Source organism: Halorhodospira abdelmalekii, from assembly GCF_016583625.1.
In the GTDB taxonomy this organism is placed as follows: domain Bacteria; phylum Pseudomonadota; class Gammaproteobacteria; order Nitrococcales; family Halorhodospiraceae; genus Halorhodospira; species Halorhodospira abdelmalekii.
This window is the reverse complement of record NZ_NRRN01000006.1, coordinates 63,508-78,728: the sequence shown is the minus strand read 5'-3', so window position 1 is coordinate 78,728 and position 15,221 is coordinate 63,508. Positions and strand designations below refer to the sequence as shown.

General features: G+C 65.2%; 10 protein-coding genes. 6 read left to right on the top strand and 4 right to left on the bottom strand.

The genetic code is table 11. From position 1 onward, the window contains the following. A partial coding sequence (gene modB / locus CKO15_RS02505) for a molybdate ABC transporter permease subunit (protein WP_200192163.1) occupies positions 1 to 561 on the top strand: 561 nt, incomplete at its 5' end. Then, complete coding sequence (modC, locus tag CKO15_RS02500) at positions 561 to 1,628, top strand: molybdenum ABC transporter ATP-binding protein (protein ID WP_200192161.1); 1,068 nt, start codon at positions 561 to 563, stop codon at positions 1,626 to 1,628. The genes modB and modC, both read left to right, overlap by 1 nt. Positions 1,629 to 1,669: 41 nt before the next feature. On the opposite strand, the gene apbC is transcribed toward modC, so the two are convergent. Next, entirely contained in the window at positions 1,670 to 2,755 is a 1,086-nt protein-coding gene (gene apbC / locus CKO15_RS02495; RefSeq protein ID WP_200192159.1) for an iron-sulfur cluster carrier protein ApbC, read from the bottom strand. 312 nt (positions 2,756 to 3,067) lie between these two features. On the opposite strand from apbC, the gene glgP reads away from it, so the two are divergent. Beyond that, the gene (gene glgP / locus CKO15_RS02490) at positions 3,068 to 5,629 is read left to right on the top strand and encodes an alpha-glucan family phosphorylase (RefSeq protein WP_200192157.1); all 2,562 of its coding nucleotides are present in this window, start codon (positions 3,068 to 3,070) and stop codon (positions 5,627 to 5,629) included. Between the two features lie 73 nt (positions 5,630 to 5,702). On the opposite strand, the gene malQ is transcribed toward glgP, so the two are convergent. From malQ to glgC, 3 genes are all read right to left on the bottom strand, one after another. Next, entirely contained in the window at positions 5,703 to 7,247 is a 1,545-nt protein-coding gene (gene malQ / locus CKO15_RS02485; protein ID WP_200192155.1) for a 4-alpha-glucanotransferase, read from the bottom strand. Continuing rightward, positions 7,244 to 8,986 carry a glycoside hydrolase family 57 protein gene (locus tag CKO15_RS02480; RefSeq protein WP_200192179.1) on the bottom strand — a complete coding sequence of 581 codons (1,743 nt, stop codon included), beginning with the start codon at positions 8,984 to 8,986 and terminating at the stop codon, positions 7,244 to 7,246. Before CKO15_RS02480 ends, malQ begins: the two co-directional genes overlap by 4 nt. Before the next feature lie 157 nt (positions 8,987 to 9,143). After that, complete coding sequence (glgC, locus tag CKO15_RS02475; protein ID WP_200192153.1) at positions 9,144 to 10,409, bottom strand: glucose-1-phosphate adenylyltransferase; 1,266 nt, start codon at positions 10,407 to 10,409, stop codon at positions 9,144 to 9,146. 154 nt (positions 10,410 to 10,563) lie between these two features. Here glgC and glgB point away from each other — a divergent pair, with 154 nt between their 5' ends. From glgB to CKO15_RS02460, 3 genes are read left to right on the top strand one after another with little or no spacing between them, the layout of a single operon-like run. Further along, positions 10,564 to 12,825: a 1,4-alpha-glucan branching protein GlgB gene (gene glgB, locus CKO15_RS02470; protein WP_420842108.1), complete on the top strand. Its 2,262-nt coding sequence runs from the start codon at positions 10,564 to 10,566 to the stop codon at positions 12,823 to 12,825. Next, complete coding sequence (gene glgA, locus CKO15_RS02465) at positions 12,822 to 14,555, top strand: glycogen synthase GlgA (RefSeq protein ID WP_242464505.1); 1,734 nt, start codon at positions 12,822 to 12,824, stop codon at positions 14,553 to 14,555. The genes glgB and glgA overlap by 4 nt, the downstream gene beginning before the upstream one ends. Next, positions 14,552 to 15,151 carry a DedA family protein gene (locus CKO15_RS02460; protein ID WP_338035977.1) on the top strand — a complete coding sequence of 200 codons (600 nt, stop codon included), beginning with the start codon at positions 14,552 to 14,554 and terminating at the stop codon, positions 15,149 to 15,151. The genes glgA and CKO15_RS02460 overlap by 4 nt, the downstream gene beginning before the upstream one ends. The last annotated feature ends 70 nt before the right edge of the window (positions 15,152 to 15,221 follow it).

The window sequence follows — 15,221 nt, the reverse complement described above, 5'->3', positions numbered from 1 at the left end:
GGCAAGGTGATGATCGAGGCGCTGGTGGCCATGCCGCTGGTGCTGCCGCCCACGGTGATGGGGTTCTACCTGCTGGTTCTGCTGGGGCCGCGGGGCGCCGTGGGGGGCTTTCTGGAGAATATCGGGGTGGGGCATCTGGCGTTCACCTTCACCGGTCTGGTAATCGGCTCCATGGTCTATTCCCTGCCGTTCGTGGTACAGCCGCTGCAGAACGCCTTTGCCACCGCCGGTGGTCGGGTGCTGGAGACGGCGGCGACCCTGAGGGCTGGCCCCCTAGACCGCTTTGTTACAGTGGTGCTGCCCTTAGCGCGCCGCGGCATCCTCACCGCAGCGGTGCTCTCGTTCGCCCATACTCTGGGTGAATTCGGCATGATCCTGATGATCGGCGGCAACATCCCCGGTCAGACCCAGGTCGCCTCCATCGCCATCTACGACCACGTCGAGGCCATGGACTACGCCTCGGCCCACGCCCTCTCCCTGCTATTGGTTGCGCTGGCCTTCATTCTGTTGATGAGTGTGTACGGGCTGAATCGACGCTTTAAGGTCGTGGGGGTGGGGTGATGAGCATCCACGCACGCTTCTTTCTCGATCGCGGCGACTTCACCCTCGATGTCGATCTGGAGATACCCGGGCGGGGCGTGACGGCGCTCTTCGGTCGCTCCGGTTCCGGCAAGACCACGGTGCTGCGCTGTCTAGCGGGACTGGAACGCATTCGTGAGGGCCGGCTCACCTTCAACGGCGAGATCTGGCAGGAGGGGCGCCGCTGGCTGCCCGTACACAAACGACCCCTAGGCTACGTCTTTCAGGAGGCCAGCCTCTTTCCTCATCTTAGGGTGCGGGATAACCTGCTCTACGGCTTCAAGCGCCTACCCGTCGAGCAGCGCCGCCTGAAACTGGACGAGGTGGTCGACTTGCTGGGCCTTACGGAGCTGCTGGCACGCTATCCGGATGAGCTCTCCGGGGGGCAGCGCCAACGGGTCTCGATCGGGCGGGGCCTGCTCACCAGTCCACGGTTGTTACTCATGGACGAGCCGCTGGCCTCCCTAGATGGGATCAGCAAGGGGGAGATCCTGCCCTACCTGGAGCGGTTGCGAGATGAGCTGTCCATCCCGGTGGTCTATGTGAGTCACACCATCGAGGAGGTCGCTCGCCTAGCCGACCATATGGTACTGCTGGAGAACGGACGCGCGCTGGCCCAAGGACCGCTACAGGCCCTGCTCACCCGCACCGACCTGCCGCTGGCCCACAGTGAGCAGGCCGCGGCGGTGATTGAGGGCACGGTGGCCGCTCAGCATACGCTCGATCATCTAACAGAAGTGGCCTTCTCCGGGGGCAGTCTGCTCATCTCCCATCAGGACCGCCCCGTTGGCGCCCCGCAGCGGCTGCGCATCCTGGCACGGGATGTCTCCGTGGCCCTGGAACGTCCCGACTCCAGCAGTCTGCTCAACGCGATTCCGGTCACGATCACCCAGATCAGCGACGACCCCCACCCGGGGCATGTCATCCTGAACCTGGCAGCGGGCGAGCAGCAGTTGCTGGCCAGAATCAGCGCCCGCTCCTGCCGGCAACTGGCGCTGTCCCCGGGACAACCGGTGTGGGCAATGGTCAAAGGCGTCGCCGTCGTATAATGCGGCGAAAAAAAACCGCCAGCGGCCGGGTTGCGAATCGCTCAGGGTACGGTGATCTCGGGAAAGGCACTCCCCCGGCTAAGCGGCCGCAATGATAGTTCGGCGGCGACACGGCGCGCCATCTTCCGGTAATCACCGGCGATACGTCCATCCGGATCGGCCACTACGCTCGGCTGCCCCCGGTCGACATCTTCGCGCAGCTGCGCCGCTAGCGGCAGGGAACCGAGGAAACGAACCCCGTACTGCTCAGCCATTGCCGTCCCGCCGCCGCTACCGAAGATCGCCTCGGCGTGGCCGCACTGCGAGCAGAGGTGGTGAGCCATGTTTTCGACGACCCCGAGCACCGGGACGCCGACCTGCTCGAACATCCGCAGCCCCTTGCGCGCATCCAGCAGGGCGATCTCTTGCGGGGTGGTCACCACGACGGCGCCGCTGACGGGGATCTTCTGCGCTAGAGTCAACTGGATGTCACCAGTTCCCGGTGGCATGTCAACGATGAGGTAGTCGAGCGCCTCCCAGGCGGTCTCAGTGAAGAGCTGTTCCAGCGCCCGAGTCGCCATCGGACCGCGCCAAATCGTCGGGGTTTCGGCGTCAATCAGCAGGCCAACCGACATCACCTGGAGCCCGTGGCCGATCATCGGCTCCATCTGCCGCTCGTCCTTAGCCTGGGGCCGCCCCTGCAAACCGAGCATCCGCGGCTGACTCGGTCCGTAGACGTCGGCATCAAGAAGACCGACCCGCGCCCCCTCCGCCTGGAGGGCCAATGCAAGATTGGCAGCAACGGTCGACTTGCCAACCCCGCCCTTGCCGGAGGCAACGGCGATGATGTTTTTCACCGACGGTATCGGCTTCAGCCCCGGCTGTACGGCGTGAGCGCCGATCGAGCTCGAACACTCGACGCTAAGGGGGATGTCGCTGGCAACCGCACGCACTGCGCTGGTAACGGCAGCAGTGAGTTCTTCCCGATAGCCGCTCGCCGGATAGCCGAGTTCGACGGCCACCCGCACCCCCTGATCGGCAATCTCAATCGCCGCTACGGCGCCCGCGGTAATCAGATCGGTATCAAGGTGCTCGTCAATCACAGAGCTCAGACACCGCTCAAGCGCCTCTCGGCCGAGTTCGCTCATCCACCAATCTCCTGTTTCAGCCTGCCAATGCCCAATAGCTTAGCAGCGATCGTCTCTGAGACTGTATGCTTCTGCCTGCCGCGTGCGGCGGACGAACAGCCCCGCTGCCGCAGCGCCCAAACGAGGAGGTGAGACACCGACAAACGCTGCACCTGCGCACGTGCAGTGTGCTAACGTAGCGCCGAAACGCTGTGGGCAGTTGCCTGAGCCTTAAAACCTCAGCATACGGCACACGGCATCAACCAAGAGACCGGTCGCCCTGCGGGCGATGCACTCTATCTGTTTTTTCGCGCGACCTGATAAGAAGAGCCCATGTCCGAGCATATCTTCACCCTCGAGGTTCAACCCAACCTGCCTGACAATCTCAGCCGCCTGCAAGAGCTCGCCGAAGATCTCTACTACTCCTGGGATCGCGGGGTTCGCGCCCTCTTCGTCCAGCTCGACCCGGCCCTATGGGAGCGCTGCGGCCACAACCCTAAGCTCTTTTTGCGCCGTGTTGCGCAAGCGACACTGGAGCGCGCGGCAACAGACGAGGCCTATCTCGCCGACTACCACCGCACGCTCTCGGCCTACGACATTTACCGCGAGCAGAACAAACCGGCCGAACCGGTTACCCCCTATCTCGACCCCGAACACGATCTCGTCGCCTACTTCTGCGCCGAGTTCGGCTTCCATGAGAGTGTGCCGCTCTACTCCGGCGGTCTCGGCATCCTCGCCGGCGATCACTGCAAGGCGGCAAGTGATTTGCGGGTGCCGATGGTCGCCGTCGGCCTGCTCTACCGGCAAGGCTACTTTACCCAGACCATTGACCATGAAGGCCGACAACTCGCTGAGTACTTACCGAGCACCGTCGCCGACTTGCCGGCGCAGCCGTGCACAGATGCCGAGGGGGAGGAGCTCTACATCGCCGTCGAGTTTCCCGACCGACTGGTCCATCTGCGCGTTTGGCAGCTGCGCGCCGGACATATCCGCGTCTATCTGCTCGATAGCGACGTGCCAGCGAACAGCGAGCCGGATCGTGCCATCACCTATCAGCTCTACGGCGGCGGCAACGAGATGCGCATTCAGCAGGAGATCTGCTTGGGCATCGGCGGCGTGCGCGCGCTGCGCAAACTCGGCTTGGCGCCGACGGTATGGCACATTAATGAAGGGCACTCCGCTTTTCAAATCGTTGAGCGCTGCCGTGAGTGGGTTGCTCAGGGGTACGATTTTGCCACTGCGCTTGAAGCGGTCGCCGGCAACACCGTCTTCACCACCCACACCCCGGTACCGGCCGGCCACGATATCTTCGAGCCAGCGCTGGTAGAGAGCCACCTCAGCGCGCTCTTTGAACACAACGGTGTCGATATCGACGCTCTGCTGGCCTTGGGCAGAAACGGCAACAGTGCCGACCCGCGCTTTAACATGACCAGTCTGGCGTTGCGCGGCTCGCGCTTCCACAACGGGGTCAGCCAAATCCACGGACGCGTCGCCGCGCAGATGGAGGCCCATATCTGGCCTGAAGTGCCCCCGCAAGAGAACCCCATCATCCACATCACGAATGGGGTGCACGTGCCGACGTTTTTGGCTCAGGAGTGGGCCAACCTCTTCGATCAGCGCTGGCACGCGTGGCGCAATCAGCTGCTCAATGATGACTTCTGGAAGGTGATCGAAGAGCTGCCGAACCATCGCTTCTGGAGCATGCGGCAGAGCCTGAAGTCGGAGCTGCTGCGCGACGTCCACGCCCGCATCGAGCAGCGCTGTCAACGCAACGGCATGGCCGATGCAATGATCAAAAGAATGACGCGCTGGATTCGTAACCCCGAGACCGATCTGCTGGTGGTCGGCTTTGCCCGCCGCTTCGCGACCTATAAGCGGGCACTGTTGATCTTCCACGAGGTGGATCGCCTCAAGGAACTGCTCAACGATCCGCAACGCCCGGTGATCATGATCTTTGCCGGCAAGGCCCACCCGAAGGATGAGAAGGGGCAGGCGATGATCCGGCGCATCCATGAGTTGAGCCTCCATCCGGACTTTATCGGCAAGATCTTGCTGCTCGAAAACTACGACATGGCGCAAGCGCGCAAACTGGTCACCGGGGTCGACGTCTGGCTGAATAATCCCGAGTACCCGATGGAGGCGTGCGGCACCTCGGGGCAGAAGGCGGCTTTGAACGGCGTACTCAACCTCTCGGTGCTCGATGGCTGGTGGGATGAGGGCTACGAGGGCGATAACGGCTGGGCGATCTATCCGCACGCGCCCACCTTCGACCCGGAGTATCGCGATCGCGAGGAGGCCAGCGACCTGCTCAATCTGCTCGCCGATGAGGTGGTCCCGCTCTATTTCGAACGCGGTGAACGCGGCTACGCCAGCCGCTGGGTCGAGATGGCGAAGGCGGCGATGCGCTCGACCCTGCCCCGCTTTAATGCCCAACGCATGGTGATGGATTACGTCAGCGAGCTCTATGGCCCGGCCTGCGCCCATGGGCGACGCCTGGAGAGTGATCGGCTACAAGGGGCCGCCGAGTTGGCGGCGTGGAAGCGGCGGATCGCGAAGCATTGGCAGGGAACGTGGCTGGAGCGGCTCGATGCGGCGCCGACCTGCCTGCGCTATGGCGAACCCTTTACGCTCCAGGTCAAAGCCCAGCTCAACGGCCTCTCGCCACAAGATGTCACCGTGGAGTGCCGCTTCAGCAACAAGCGCGAGCCGCAAGATGCGGTCGATACGCTGCGCTATCCGCTGATCCCAACCGGCACGACGGAGACGGGCGAGCCAATCTTCGAGCTGGAAGTAACGCCGCAGTTCGACGGTCTACAGTACTATCGGGTCTGCATGTATCCGCACCACCCGCTCTCCAGCCATCCGTTCGAGGTCGGGGGGCTGCGCTGGCTTTGATCTATCCGTGCGGGCGTAGTGGCGCTGCTTGGCATCGTTCGATATCGTTCGCACAGCGACGACCGAGCGATCCTTAGCAGCGCCCGTAGAGCCGATTCATCGCCAGCAGCTGCTCGTCGAGCCCTGCTGGCAGCCACTCCCACTCGAACCGCCAGCGCCAGTTGCCCTCGGCGACCCCGGGGACGTTCATCCGGTGCGTCGAGTCGAGCGCGAGCAGATCTTGCATCGGCACCACCGCCATTGTCGCCACTGAGGCCAGCGCCGACCGGATCAGCGGCCACGGCATCGGCTCCTGCGGATAACCAAGGTAGGCGTGCAGGCGCTCGCTGACGTGGGCATCGAGCTGCTGGTACCAACCCAGCGTGGTGTCGTTATCGTGCGTGCCGGTATAGACCACACTCGCCGGCTCGTGGCGGTGCGGCAGATAGGGGTTGGCGGCATCGCTGTCGAAGGCGAACTGCAGCACCTTCATCCCCGGTAAGGCGTAACGCTCGCGCAGCGCCACCACATCGTCGGTAATCACTCCGAGGTCTTCGGCCACCAGCGGAATCGCACCGAAACGGGCGCGGATCGCCTCTAACAGCTCATCACCCGGCGCTGGCACCCAGTGGCCGTCGCGGGCGGTGGCTGCCGTCACCGGGATCGACCAGTAGGCGGCGAGACCGCGGAAGTGATCGAGGCGCAGAAAGTCGAAGAGCTCAAGCTGGGTCGCGAGCCGTTCGAGCCACCAGCGAAAGCCGTCGGCGGCCATCTGCTGCCAGTCGTAGTGCGGATTGCCCCAACGCTGCCCATCGGCAGAGAAGTAGTCGGGCGGCACCCCGGCAACCGTCTGCGGATGACCGTCGGCATTGAGATCGAAACAGTCGCGATGAGCCCAGACCTCGGCGCTGTCGTGAGCGACGAAGATCGGCATATCGCCAAAGAGCTGCACCCCTTGGGTACGCGCGTGATCGCGCAGGGCCGCCCACTGCTCAAAGAAGAGGTACTGCTCAAAGACGATCTGCCCGATCGCCTCCGCTAAGCGCTCGCGGGCCGCATCGAGGGCCTCTGGCTGACGATCGCGCAGTGGTGCCGGCCACTCCCACCACGGCGCGCTCTGCTGTTCGCAGCGCAGTGCCATGTAGAGGGCGTAGTCCTCCAGCCAGTGGCGGTGCTGTTCGCGAAACGTCGCTAGGGCGCGGTGGGCCGCTGCGGCCTGCTCGTCCTGATCGCCCGGCCTCCCCTGATCACCCTGATCACCCTGATCACGGGCCATAAAGCCGGCGTAGGCCTCCTGCAGGCAGCGCTGTCGCCACGCCCTCAGTGACTCGCGGCTCGCCGCCTCGGTTGCATTCATCCGCAACTGCTGCGCATTCAGGTAGCCGGCATCGACCAAGGCGTCGAGATCGATAAAGCCGGGATCACCAGCGTGCACCGAGAGGCACTGGTAGGGACAGAGGTCGTCGTGTGTCGGCCCCAGCGGCAGCATCTGCCAAATGGTAAAGCCGCTGCGCGCCAGCCAGTCGATAAAATCGCGGGCATGCCGGCCGAGATCGCCGTTGCCACGCTCACCGGGCAGCGAGCTCAGGTGCACCAAGACCCCGGAGCGGCGCTGCGCAAGATCGCCCTCACCACTCATCCTGCGCCCCCGCTATCACCGCCGCCACTCTCTGGGCGCCCCTGCCGCATCACTCCGCCCAACGCCGGATCGCCGGTACCCCGATGGGCAAAGGGCGCGCTTAAGTGCTCCGGCGGCTCGACGCCGAGCATTTGGTAGAGCGCGGTCAGCTGCACCCGATAGAGGAAGTCGAAATCACGCACCACCTCCTCGGGGTTGTAGTCGCCGAACCACCAGAACCAGTCGGAGCTTTCGCAGATCGCCAGCTGCTGCTCGGCACGCGCCCGCTCCTCACCGCCGAGCTGATCGATGTGCGCATCGAAGCACGCCTTGGCCTCGCCGAGCAGTTCCCAGCCGCGATTCTTATCGATCTCGCCGATCCAGGTCGAGAGCGTACCGTAGACCCAGCTGCCGGCCACCAGACGCTCGAGCCGGCGCGGCGTCACTGCGGCACTCGCCTCGGCGAAGGTGCTCAGTTGCAGCCGCGGGTGCTCGCTGAGCCGTCGGTAGAGCCCATCGAGAAAGTAGTAGCCGTTCGCCGGGTAGTGCTCCCAGGCGTTCTCGCCGTCCATGATGATCGAGATGACGGCCTCGTGCGGCTCACTGCTCACCGCGGCGATCTCTTCAAGGTGGCTGATCAAGTTGGCAACCGCATCGTCGCCGTGCCAGTCGGAGTAGGTAAAGCCGATGGCATCGGAGAGTCCATCGTCGCGAAAGAAGCAGCGCAACGCCGCCGCTTCAGCGGTCGATGATGGCGCCGACGACTCTGCCAATGACTCCGCCGCCGGCGCGACGATATACGCCCGGTGCAAATTGCCGTTGCGCGCCTCAGCGGGGACTGCGGTGGCGTTGAGGCTGTGGTCGAGTACAGCTCCACCGCTCGCCGCCCAGCGAAAGCCGTACTCGGCGAGCAGCTTCAGGGTCGGCTCGCTCAGCGCCCCCTCGGAGGGCCAGCAGCCGGAGGGGCGCTGCCCGAAGGCGCGCTCGAAGCACTCGAGCCCATAGCTCAGGTGCCAGCGAGCGCGCTCCTCGCCACCGGGGTAGCGCTCGATCGCCTCCGGCATCACCACCTCGGGCCACGCCTCGCGCGCCGACTGCAGATCGATCAGCAGCGGCAAGATGGGGTGGGCGTAGGGCGTCATCGACAACTCGATGCGCCCGGCCTCGGCCAGTGCCCGGTAGCGCCCGAGCACCGCCGCCAACTCCTCGCCGATCAAACTGAGCAGTTCGCGGCGCTCGTGCAGGGTAAAGTCGCTGCCCTTCTCGATCAGCCGCTGAGCGCGCGGATCGCGGCTACGCACCGTCTCGCCGAGCCAACCGAGGTGGTACCAGGTGACGAAATCGGCAAAGAAGCGATCGTTGAGATAGCGCACGCTCTCGGGCTGCTGCACAAAGAGATCGCTTAGGGCCATCAGCTGCTGGTAGGCCGGGAAGGGGTCGACGAGGCGCGGCCGGTTGATGCGGCGACACTGCTCGAGTAGCTGCTGCCGGGCCTCCTCGGTGCTGGCCAGCGTAGGCAACGCCAGCGCGCGCAACAGCGGATCGCGCAGCGGCCGACCATCGGCCAAAAAGGCGCTGATCTGCTCGGCGTAATCCTCGATCTGCTCAATCAGTACCGGCGAGAAGTTGACCACCGCTCGCGCCTCGGGGTGGGCTTCGAGGTGGGCAACCATATCGGTGTAGTCTTTGATGCCGTGGAGATAGGCCCACGGCAACTCGTAATCGCCCGTGGTCGGGTTGGCGTAGTGGGGCTGGTGCATGTGCCAGCAGAGCACCACCCGCACCGGCGGTGGTGCCGCCGCTGCAGCACTCTCCCCCGCCGCCTGCGCTTGATCGGCAGGATCGGCAGGGGCAGCCGGAGCGGCAGAGTCATTGGCAGAACGACTGGCAGAGCGACTGGTCGAACGACTGGCGGTGCTAGTAGACAACGTGGATCTCCTGACCAAGCATATCGGGAGTAATCAGGACGACGCCGCTCGGTGTGACGTGGAAGCGGCGCGCATCCTCGACCGGGTCTTCGCCGATGACGGTCCCGGCGGCGATCCGGCAGTGTTTATCGATCACGGCGTTGCGGATCCGGCAACCGGCCTCAATTCGCGCCTCGGGCAGAATCACCGAGTCTTCGACCTGGGTCCGCTCATCGACCACCACCGATGAGAAGAGCACGGAGCGACGCAAGTAGGCGCCCGAGACGATGCAGCCGCCCGAGACCATCGAGTCGACCACCATGCCGCGGCGCTGATCCTCATCGAAGACGAACTTCGCCGGCGGCAGCTGCTCTTGGAAGGTCCAGATCGGCCACTCGCGATCGTAGAGGTTGAGCTCGGGGGTAACGGCGACCAGCTCCAGATTGGCCCGCCAGAAGGCATCGACGGTGCCAACATCGCGCCAGTAGGCCTGCTCGCCGGTCGCCGGATCGCGAAAGGGGTAGGCGATGACGCGAGCGTGGTCGATCAACGAGGGGATGATGTCTTTACCGAAGTCGTGCTCGGAACTGCGTCGGGCATCGGCGCCGAGCTCCTTGAACATGAACTCGCGGTTGAAGACGTAGATCCCCATCGAGGCTAGGGCGTGGGTCTGCGAACCCGGCATCGGTTGCGGCTCGGCCGGCTTCTCTTGAAAGGCGGCGACGCGGTTATCGGTATCGATATTCATCAAGCCGAAGGCGCTGGCCTCGGCGAGCGGCACCTCGATGCAGCCGACGGTGACATTGGCGCCCTTTTCGACGTGGTAGGCGAGCAGCGGGCCGTAGTCCATCTTATAGACGTGATCACCGGCGAGGATCAGCACCAGCTCGGGATTGTGCATGCGCACGATGTCGAGACTCTGATAGACGGCGTCGGCCGTACCGAGATACCACGAGGTCTCGATGCGCTGCTGCGCCGGCAGCAGCTCGACGAACTCACCGAAGTCAGCGCGCAGCGAGCTCCACCCTTGACGGATGTGGCGGATCAGCGAGTGGGCCTTGTACTGGGTCAGGACGCCGATGCGGCGAATCCCGGAGTTGACGCAGTTGGAGAGCGGGAAGTCGATGATGCGAAACTTGCCGCCGAAGGGGACCGCCGGTTTTGCGCGCCACTGGGTCAGTTGCTTAAGGCGGGTGCCGCGGCCACCGGCCAGGATCAAGGCCAGGGTGTTGCGGGTCAGACGACTGACGTAACGGGGCGAGTCTTCGGTAAGCATCCTCTCGTTCTCCTCAGCGGCGCTGGTGGTGCTGGATAACTCTACACGCGCAAGGGCATTTCACACTAGGAGGGAATGGGCTGTGAGGGATGCGTCGCTGCCTGCTTTCCCGCACAATGACCCTGAACAACGGCACCATACAGGAAGCGAGCCCGTGAGCACCACTGCACCCTCAACCGGACCCCGCCGCCCGCCGCGCCCGAACCGCCACAGCGAGCACCGCAGCCGCATCGCCGAGGCGCGCCACGGCGACCCATTCGCTTACCTTGGCGGCCCGCACGGCAGCCGCCGGACTGTGCGCGTCTACGACCCACACGCTGAGGCCGTCTACTTCGCCGACGGCACCGCGCTGCCGCGCATCACCGGCACCGACTTCTTTGAGGGGCGCCTGCCGAAGGCCGAGGAAGCGCCCTACCTGTTGCGTCGCCAGGGCAGCGACGGCCACGAAGAAGAGGCCCACGACCCCTACGCCTTCGGGCTCGCCCTCTCCGACTTCGATCTCCACCTCTTCAGTGAGGGGCGGCACTGGCACAGTCAGAATTTTCTCGGCGCTCACGAGATCACCCACCAGGGGGTCGCCGGGGTGCGCTTCGCCGTCTGGGCACCGAATGCCGAGCGGGTCAGTGTCGTCGGTGATTTTAACCACTGGGATGGCCGCTGCCACCCGATGCGCCTGCGCCTGGAAGCCGGTGTCTGGGAACTCTTCATTCCGGGCCTCAGCGCTGGGGCGCTCTATAAGTTTGAGATCCGCCACCGCGACAGCGGCGCGGTGTTGACCAAGACCGACCCCTACGCGCGGCGCTTTGAACTGCGCCCGCAGACCGCGGCGGTCGTCGAACCGCCCTCAGTGTACATCTGGGGCGATGACGATTGGATGGCACAGCGGCGCGCCAATGCCGGGGCGTGGCAGCACCAGCCGATGTCGATCTATGAGGTCCACCTCGGCTCGTGGCAGCTCGATGAGGCCGGCGGCTTTCTCGACTACCGCACGCTGGCGCACCGCTTAGTCGCGCACGTCGGCGGGCTCGGCTTTACCCATATCGAACTGCTGCCGATCACCGAGCACCCCTTCGACGGCTCTTGGGGCTATCAGAGCACCGGCTACTTTGCCCCAACGAGCCGTTTCGGCAACCCGGACGACTTTCGCTACTTCGTCGACTACTGCCACCGCCACGGCATCGGCGTCCTCCTCGACTGGGTGCCGGCCCACTTCCCGCGCGATGAATGGGCGCTTGCGCGCTTCGACGGCACGCCGCTCTATGAACACGCCGACCCGCGCCAAGGCGAGCACCGCGACTGGGGCACCCTGATCTTCAATTTCGGCCGCAACGAGGTGCGCAGTTTTCTGTTGGCCAGCGCGCTCTACTGGCTTGAGACCTTCCACCTCGATGGGCTGCGCGTCGACGCCGTCGCCTCGATGCTCTATCTCAACTACTCGCGCGAAGAGGGCGACTGGATCCCCAACCGCTACGGCGGCAACGAGAACCTTGAGGCGATCGAGTTTCTGCGCGAGCTCAATCAGGTCACCCACGGGGAGCAGCCGGGGACGGTGATCCTGGCCGAGGAGTCGACGGCGTGGCCGCAGGTCACCCGCCCGACCTACCTCGGCGGGCTCGGCTTTACCATGAAGTGGAACATGGGGTGGATGCACGACACCTTGACCTACATGCGCGAAGATCCGGTCCACCGCCGCTACCACCACGATCAGCTGACCTTCGGTCTGCTCTACGCCTTCACCGAAAACTTCGTGCTGCCCTTTAGCCACGACGAGGTCGTTCACGGCAAGGGGAGTTTGCTGCAGCGGATGCCGGGCGATGATTGGCAGCGCTTTGCCAATTTGCGCCTGCTGCTGAGCTATCAATTCACCTATCCGGGTAAGAAGCTGCTCTTTATGGGGTGCGAGTTTGGTCAGCGCGAGGAGTGGAATGCCGCCGCCGCACTGCCGTGGGGGGCGCTTTCCGATCCGCAGCATAACGGTATGCTGCACCTTGTCAGCGATCTCAACCGCCTCTACCGGGAGCAGCCGGCGCTGCACCAGCGCGACTTTACCTACGACGGTTTCGCCTGGGTCGATTGTCACGACTACGAGCAATCGGTGCTGAGCTATCTGCGCCGCGGCGCCGCCGGCGAACTCGTCCTCGTGGTGCTGAACTTCACCCCAGTGCCGCGTCACGACTACCGTCTCGGGGTGCCGTGCGGCGGCCTTTGGCACGAGCGCTTCAATAGCGATGCGGCGTGCTACGGCGGCTCGAACCTCGGCAACGGCGGCGCCGTCATGGCCGAGGCGTGGCCGTGGACGGGACAGCCGTGCTCGGTGGTCTTAACGCTGCCGCCGCTCGCCGCGGTGGTACTGACCGCAGCGGAGGGCGAAGCGGCAGCCAGCGCACCCCACCGCGACGAGGGGGTGAGCGGATGATCCGGAGAACGGAGCAAGGGGAGCAGAAGGACCAAGGGGAGCGCAAGCAGCGCCCGGAGCGCCCGGAGCGCCCGGAGCGCCCGGATGAGGGAGAGCAGGAACCGGGGGGCGTTGGCGAACCGCCGCTCTCGATCCTCTTTGCCAGTGCCGAGGCGTGGCCGCTGGCAAAGACCGGCGGGCTGGGTGATGTCGCCTTCGGCTTGACGCAGGCGCTCGCCGCCGCCGGGCACGACATTCGGCTGCTGCTGCCGGCCTATCCGAGCGCCGTCGAGGCGCTGCCAAAGATCACCGCCCGCCACCGCGGCAACGTCGATGACCGCCCGGTCACGCTGCTCGAAGGGGTCTTACCGGGGACCGAGGGCGACACGCCGGTCCGCACCTATCTGCTCGATGACCCAGCGCTCTTTGCCCGCGTCGGCACCCCGTACGGGACGCTCGCCGGTGAGACGTGGCCGGATAACGATCGGCGCTTCTACTGGCTCTCGCGGGTGGCAGCGGCCCTCGCCGCCGGCGAACTGCTGCAGTGGCGGGCCGCCGTGCTGCACGCCAACGACTGGCAGACGGCGCTGGCACCGCTCTTTCTGCGCGATCACCGGCAACGTCCCGGGACACTCTTTAGCATCCACAATCTTGCCTACCGCGGCCTCTTTGGGCGGGAGATCGAGCAGCGTCTGGCGCTACCGCGCGATCTCTGGGGACCACACGGACTCGAGTTCTACGGCCAGTGGGCCTTTATCAAGGGCGGCTTGGTGCTCAGCGACGCCATCACCACCGTCAGTCCGAGTTACGCCGCCGAGATCCAGACGCCGGCCTTCGGCTGGGGCCTCGACGGGCTGCTGCGCGAGCGCGCCCCGGTGCTGCACGGCATCGTCAACGGCATCGATACCGCGACCTGGAATCCGGCGACCGATCCGCACTTGGCGGTGCGCTACGACGCCCCGGATGCGGCGGCCAAGGCGGCGAATCGGCAGGCGGTGGCGAATGAACTGGGCATCGATTTGGGTGCAGGAGCGAGTCGCACCACTTCCCCCCTGCTCGGCTTTATCGGTCGTCTGGTCGAGCAAAAGGGGGTCGATCTGCTGCTCGCCGCCCTCCCCCGGCTGCTCGCGACCGGCGCCCGCCTCGCCCTGCTCGGTTCGGGCGATCCAGCGCTGGAGCGGGCGCTGCGTGAGGCGGCAGCGGCGCACCCAGGGCGAATCGGCCTCTATCTGGGCTACGACGAGGGGCTGGCGCACCGGATCGAGGCCGGCGCCGATCTCTTCTTGATGCCGTCGCGGTTTGAGCCGTGCGGGCTCAATCAGCTCTACTCGCTGCGCTACGGCACCCCACCGGTGGTCAATCCGACCGGTGGTCTGGCCGATACGGTGGTCGATGTCGTCGGCTGGGGGCCAGCTCTGGAGCCTGGAGCTACTTTTGGGGCTCCGCTTGGGTCTGCTGCCGGGGCTGCTGCCGGGACCGCTCCTGGGACCACCGGCTCGACGAATCCGGGCGGCGGCGAACTGCACCCCCACGGCGAACGTGCTGCCGGGGGCGCTGGGGACTTCGGCACCGGCTTCCACATGGCTAGCGCCGATGCCGCCGGCTTGGCCGAAGCGGTCGAGCGGGCGCTTACTTTTTGGCGCCATGAGCCCACGTGGCAGGCGATTCAGGCGCGTGGCATGGCGGGCGACTACTCTTGGTCACGCTCAGCGGCTGCCTACGTCGCGCTCTATCGGCAGGTCGCGGCGTGAGTGGTGCCGAGTCGATCATTGATGCCTTGGAGTTCCTGGGACTGGCGGGCGTCTTCGTAGCCATGATCGTCTTCGCCCCTGAGACCGTGATGCCCTTTCTCGGCTACGCCGCCGCCCAAGGGGCCTACCACCCGCTTGCCATGCTGGTCGCCGGGAGCCTCGGCGGCACCTTGGGCTCGACGCTGATCTACGCTGCTGCGCGCTGGCTCGGCCGCGAACGCCTGATCGAATGGCTGAGCTACGGCGGCCGCTGGTCTCTCTTTTATGAGCGCGACGTTATCGCGATCGATCGGCTCTTTCAGCGCTACGGCGTGGCGATCATCTTTTTCGGGCGCTTCTTGCCGACGGTGCGCAGCGTGGTCTCGGTTCCGGCCGGTCTCCTGCCGATGCCACTGCCTAAGTTCGTCTTCTTTACCTTCTTAGGAACAGCGGCGTGGAATGCGGTGCTGGTTGCCGGCGGCTACTTGGCTGGGGCGAACTGGGAGCGCTTGGTCGAGTATCTCGGCGTCTACGGAACGCTGGCTGCATTCGCCTGCGGTGTTGCGGTGATCGCCTTTGTGCTGGTGCGACTGCGCAATCTGACGCTCGGGCACTAGGCTGGCACACCGAGCGGGGGCGAGAGTTCGTAGAAGCGGGAAGAGGGACGCTTTAGGCAACACCGTAATG

Bases quoted from the DNA above. Each gene is read 5' to 3' on its own strand.
- apbC (WP_200192159.1), bottom strand. From the start codon at position 2,755: ATGAGCGAACTCGGCCGAGAGGCGCTTGAGCGGTGTCTGAGCTCTGTG.
- glgA (WP_242464505.1), top strand. From the start codon at position 12,822: ATGATCCGGAGAACGGAGCAAGGGGAGCAGAAGGACCAAGGGGAGCGC.
- modC (WP_200192161.1), top strand. From the start codon at position 561: ATGAGCATCCACGCACGCTTCTTTCTCGATCGCGGCGACTTCACCCTC.
- glgC (WP_200192153.1), bottom strand. From the start codon at position 10,409: ATGCTTACCGAAGACTCGCCCCGTTACGTCAGTCGTCTGACCCGCAAC.
- glgP (WP_200192157.1), top strand. From the start codon at position 3,068: ATGTCCGAGCATATCTTCACCCTCGAGGTTCAACCCAACCTGCCTGAC.
- malQ (WP_200192155.1), bottom strand. From the start codon at position 7,247: ATGAGTGGTGAGGGCGATCTTGCGCAGCGCCGCTCCGGGGTCTTGGTG.
- CKO15_RS02480 (WP_200192179.1), bottom strand. From the start codon at position 8,986: ATGCACCAGCCCCACTACGCCAACCCGACCACGGGCGATTACGAGTTG.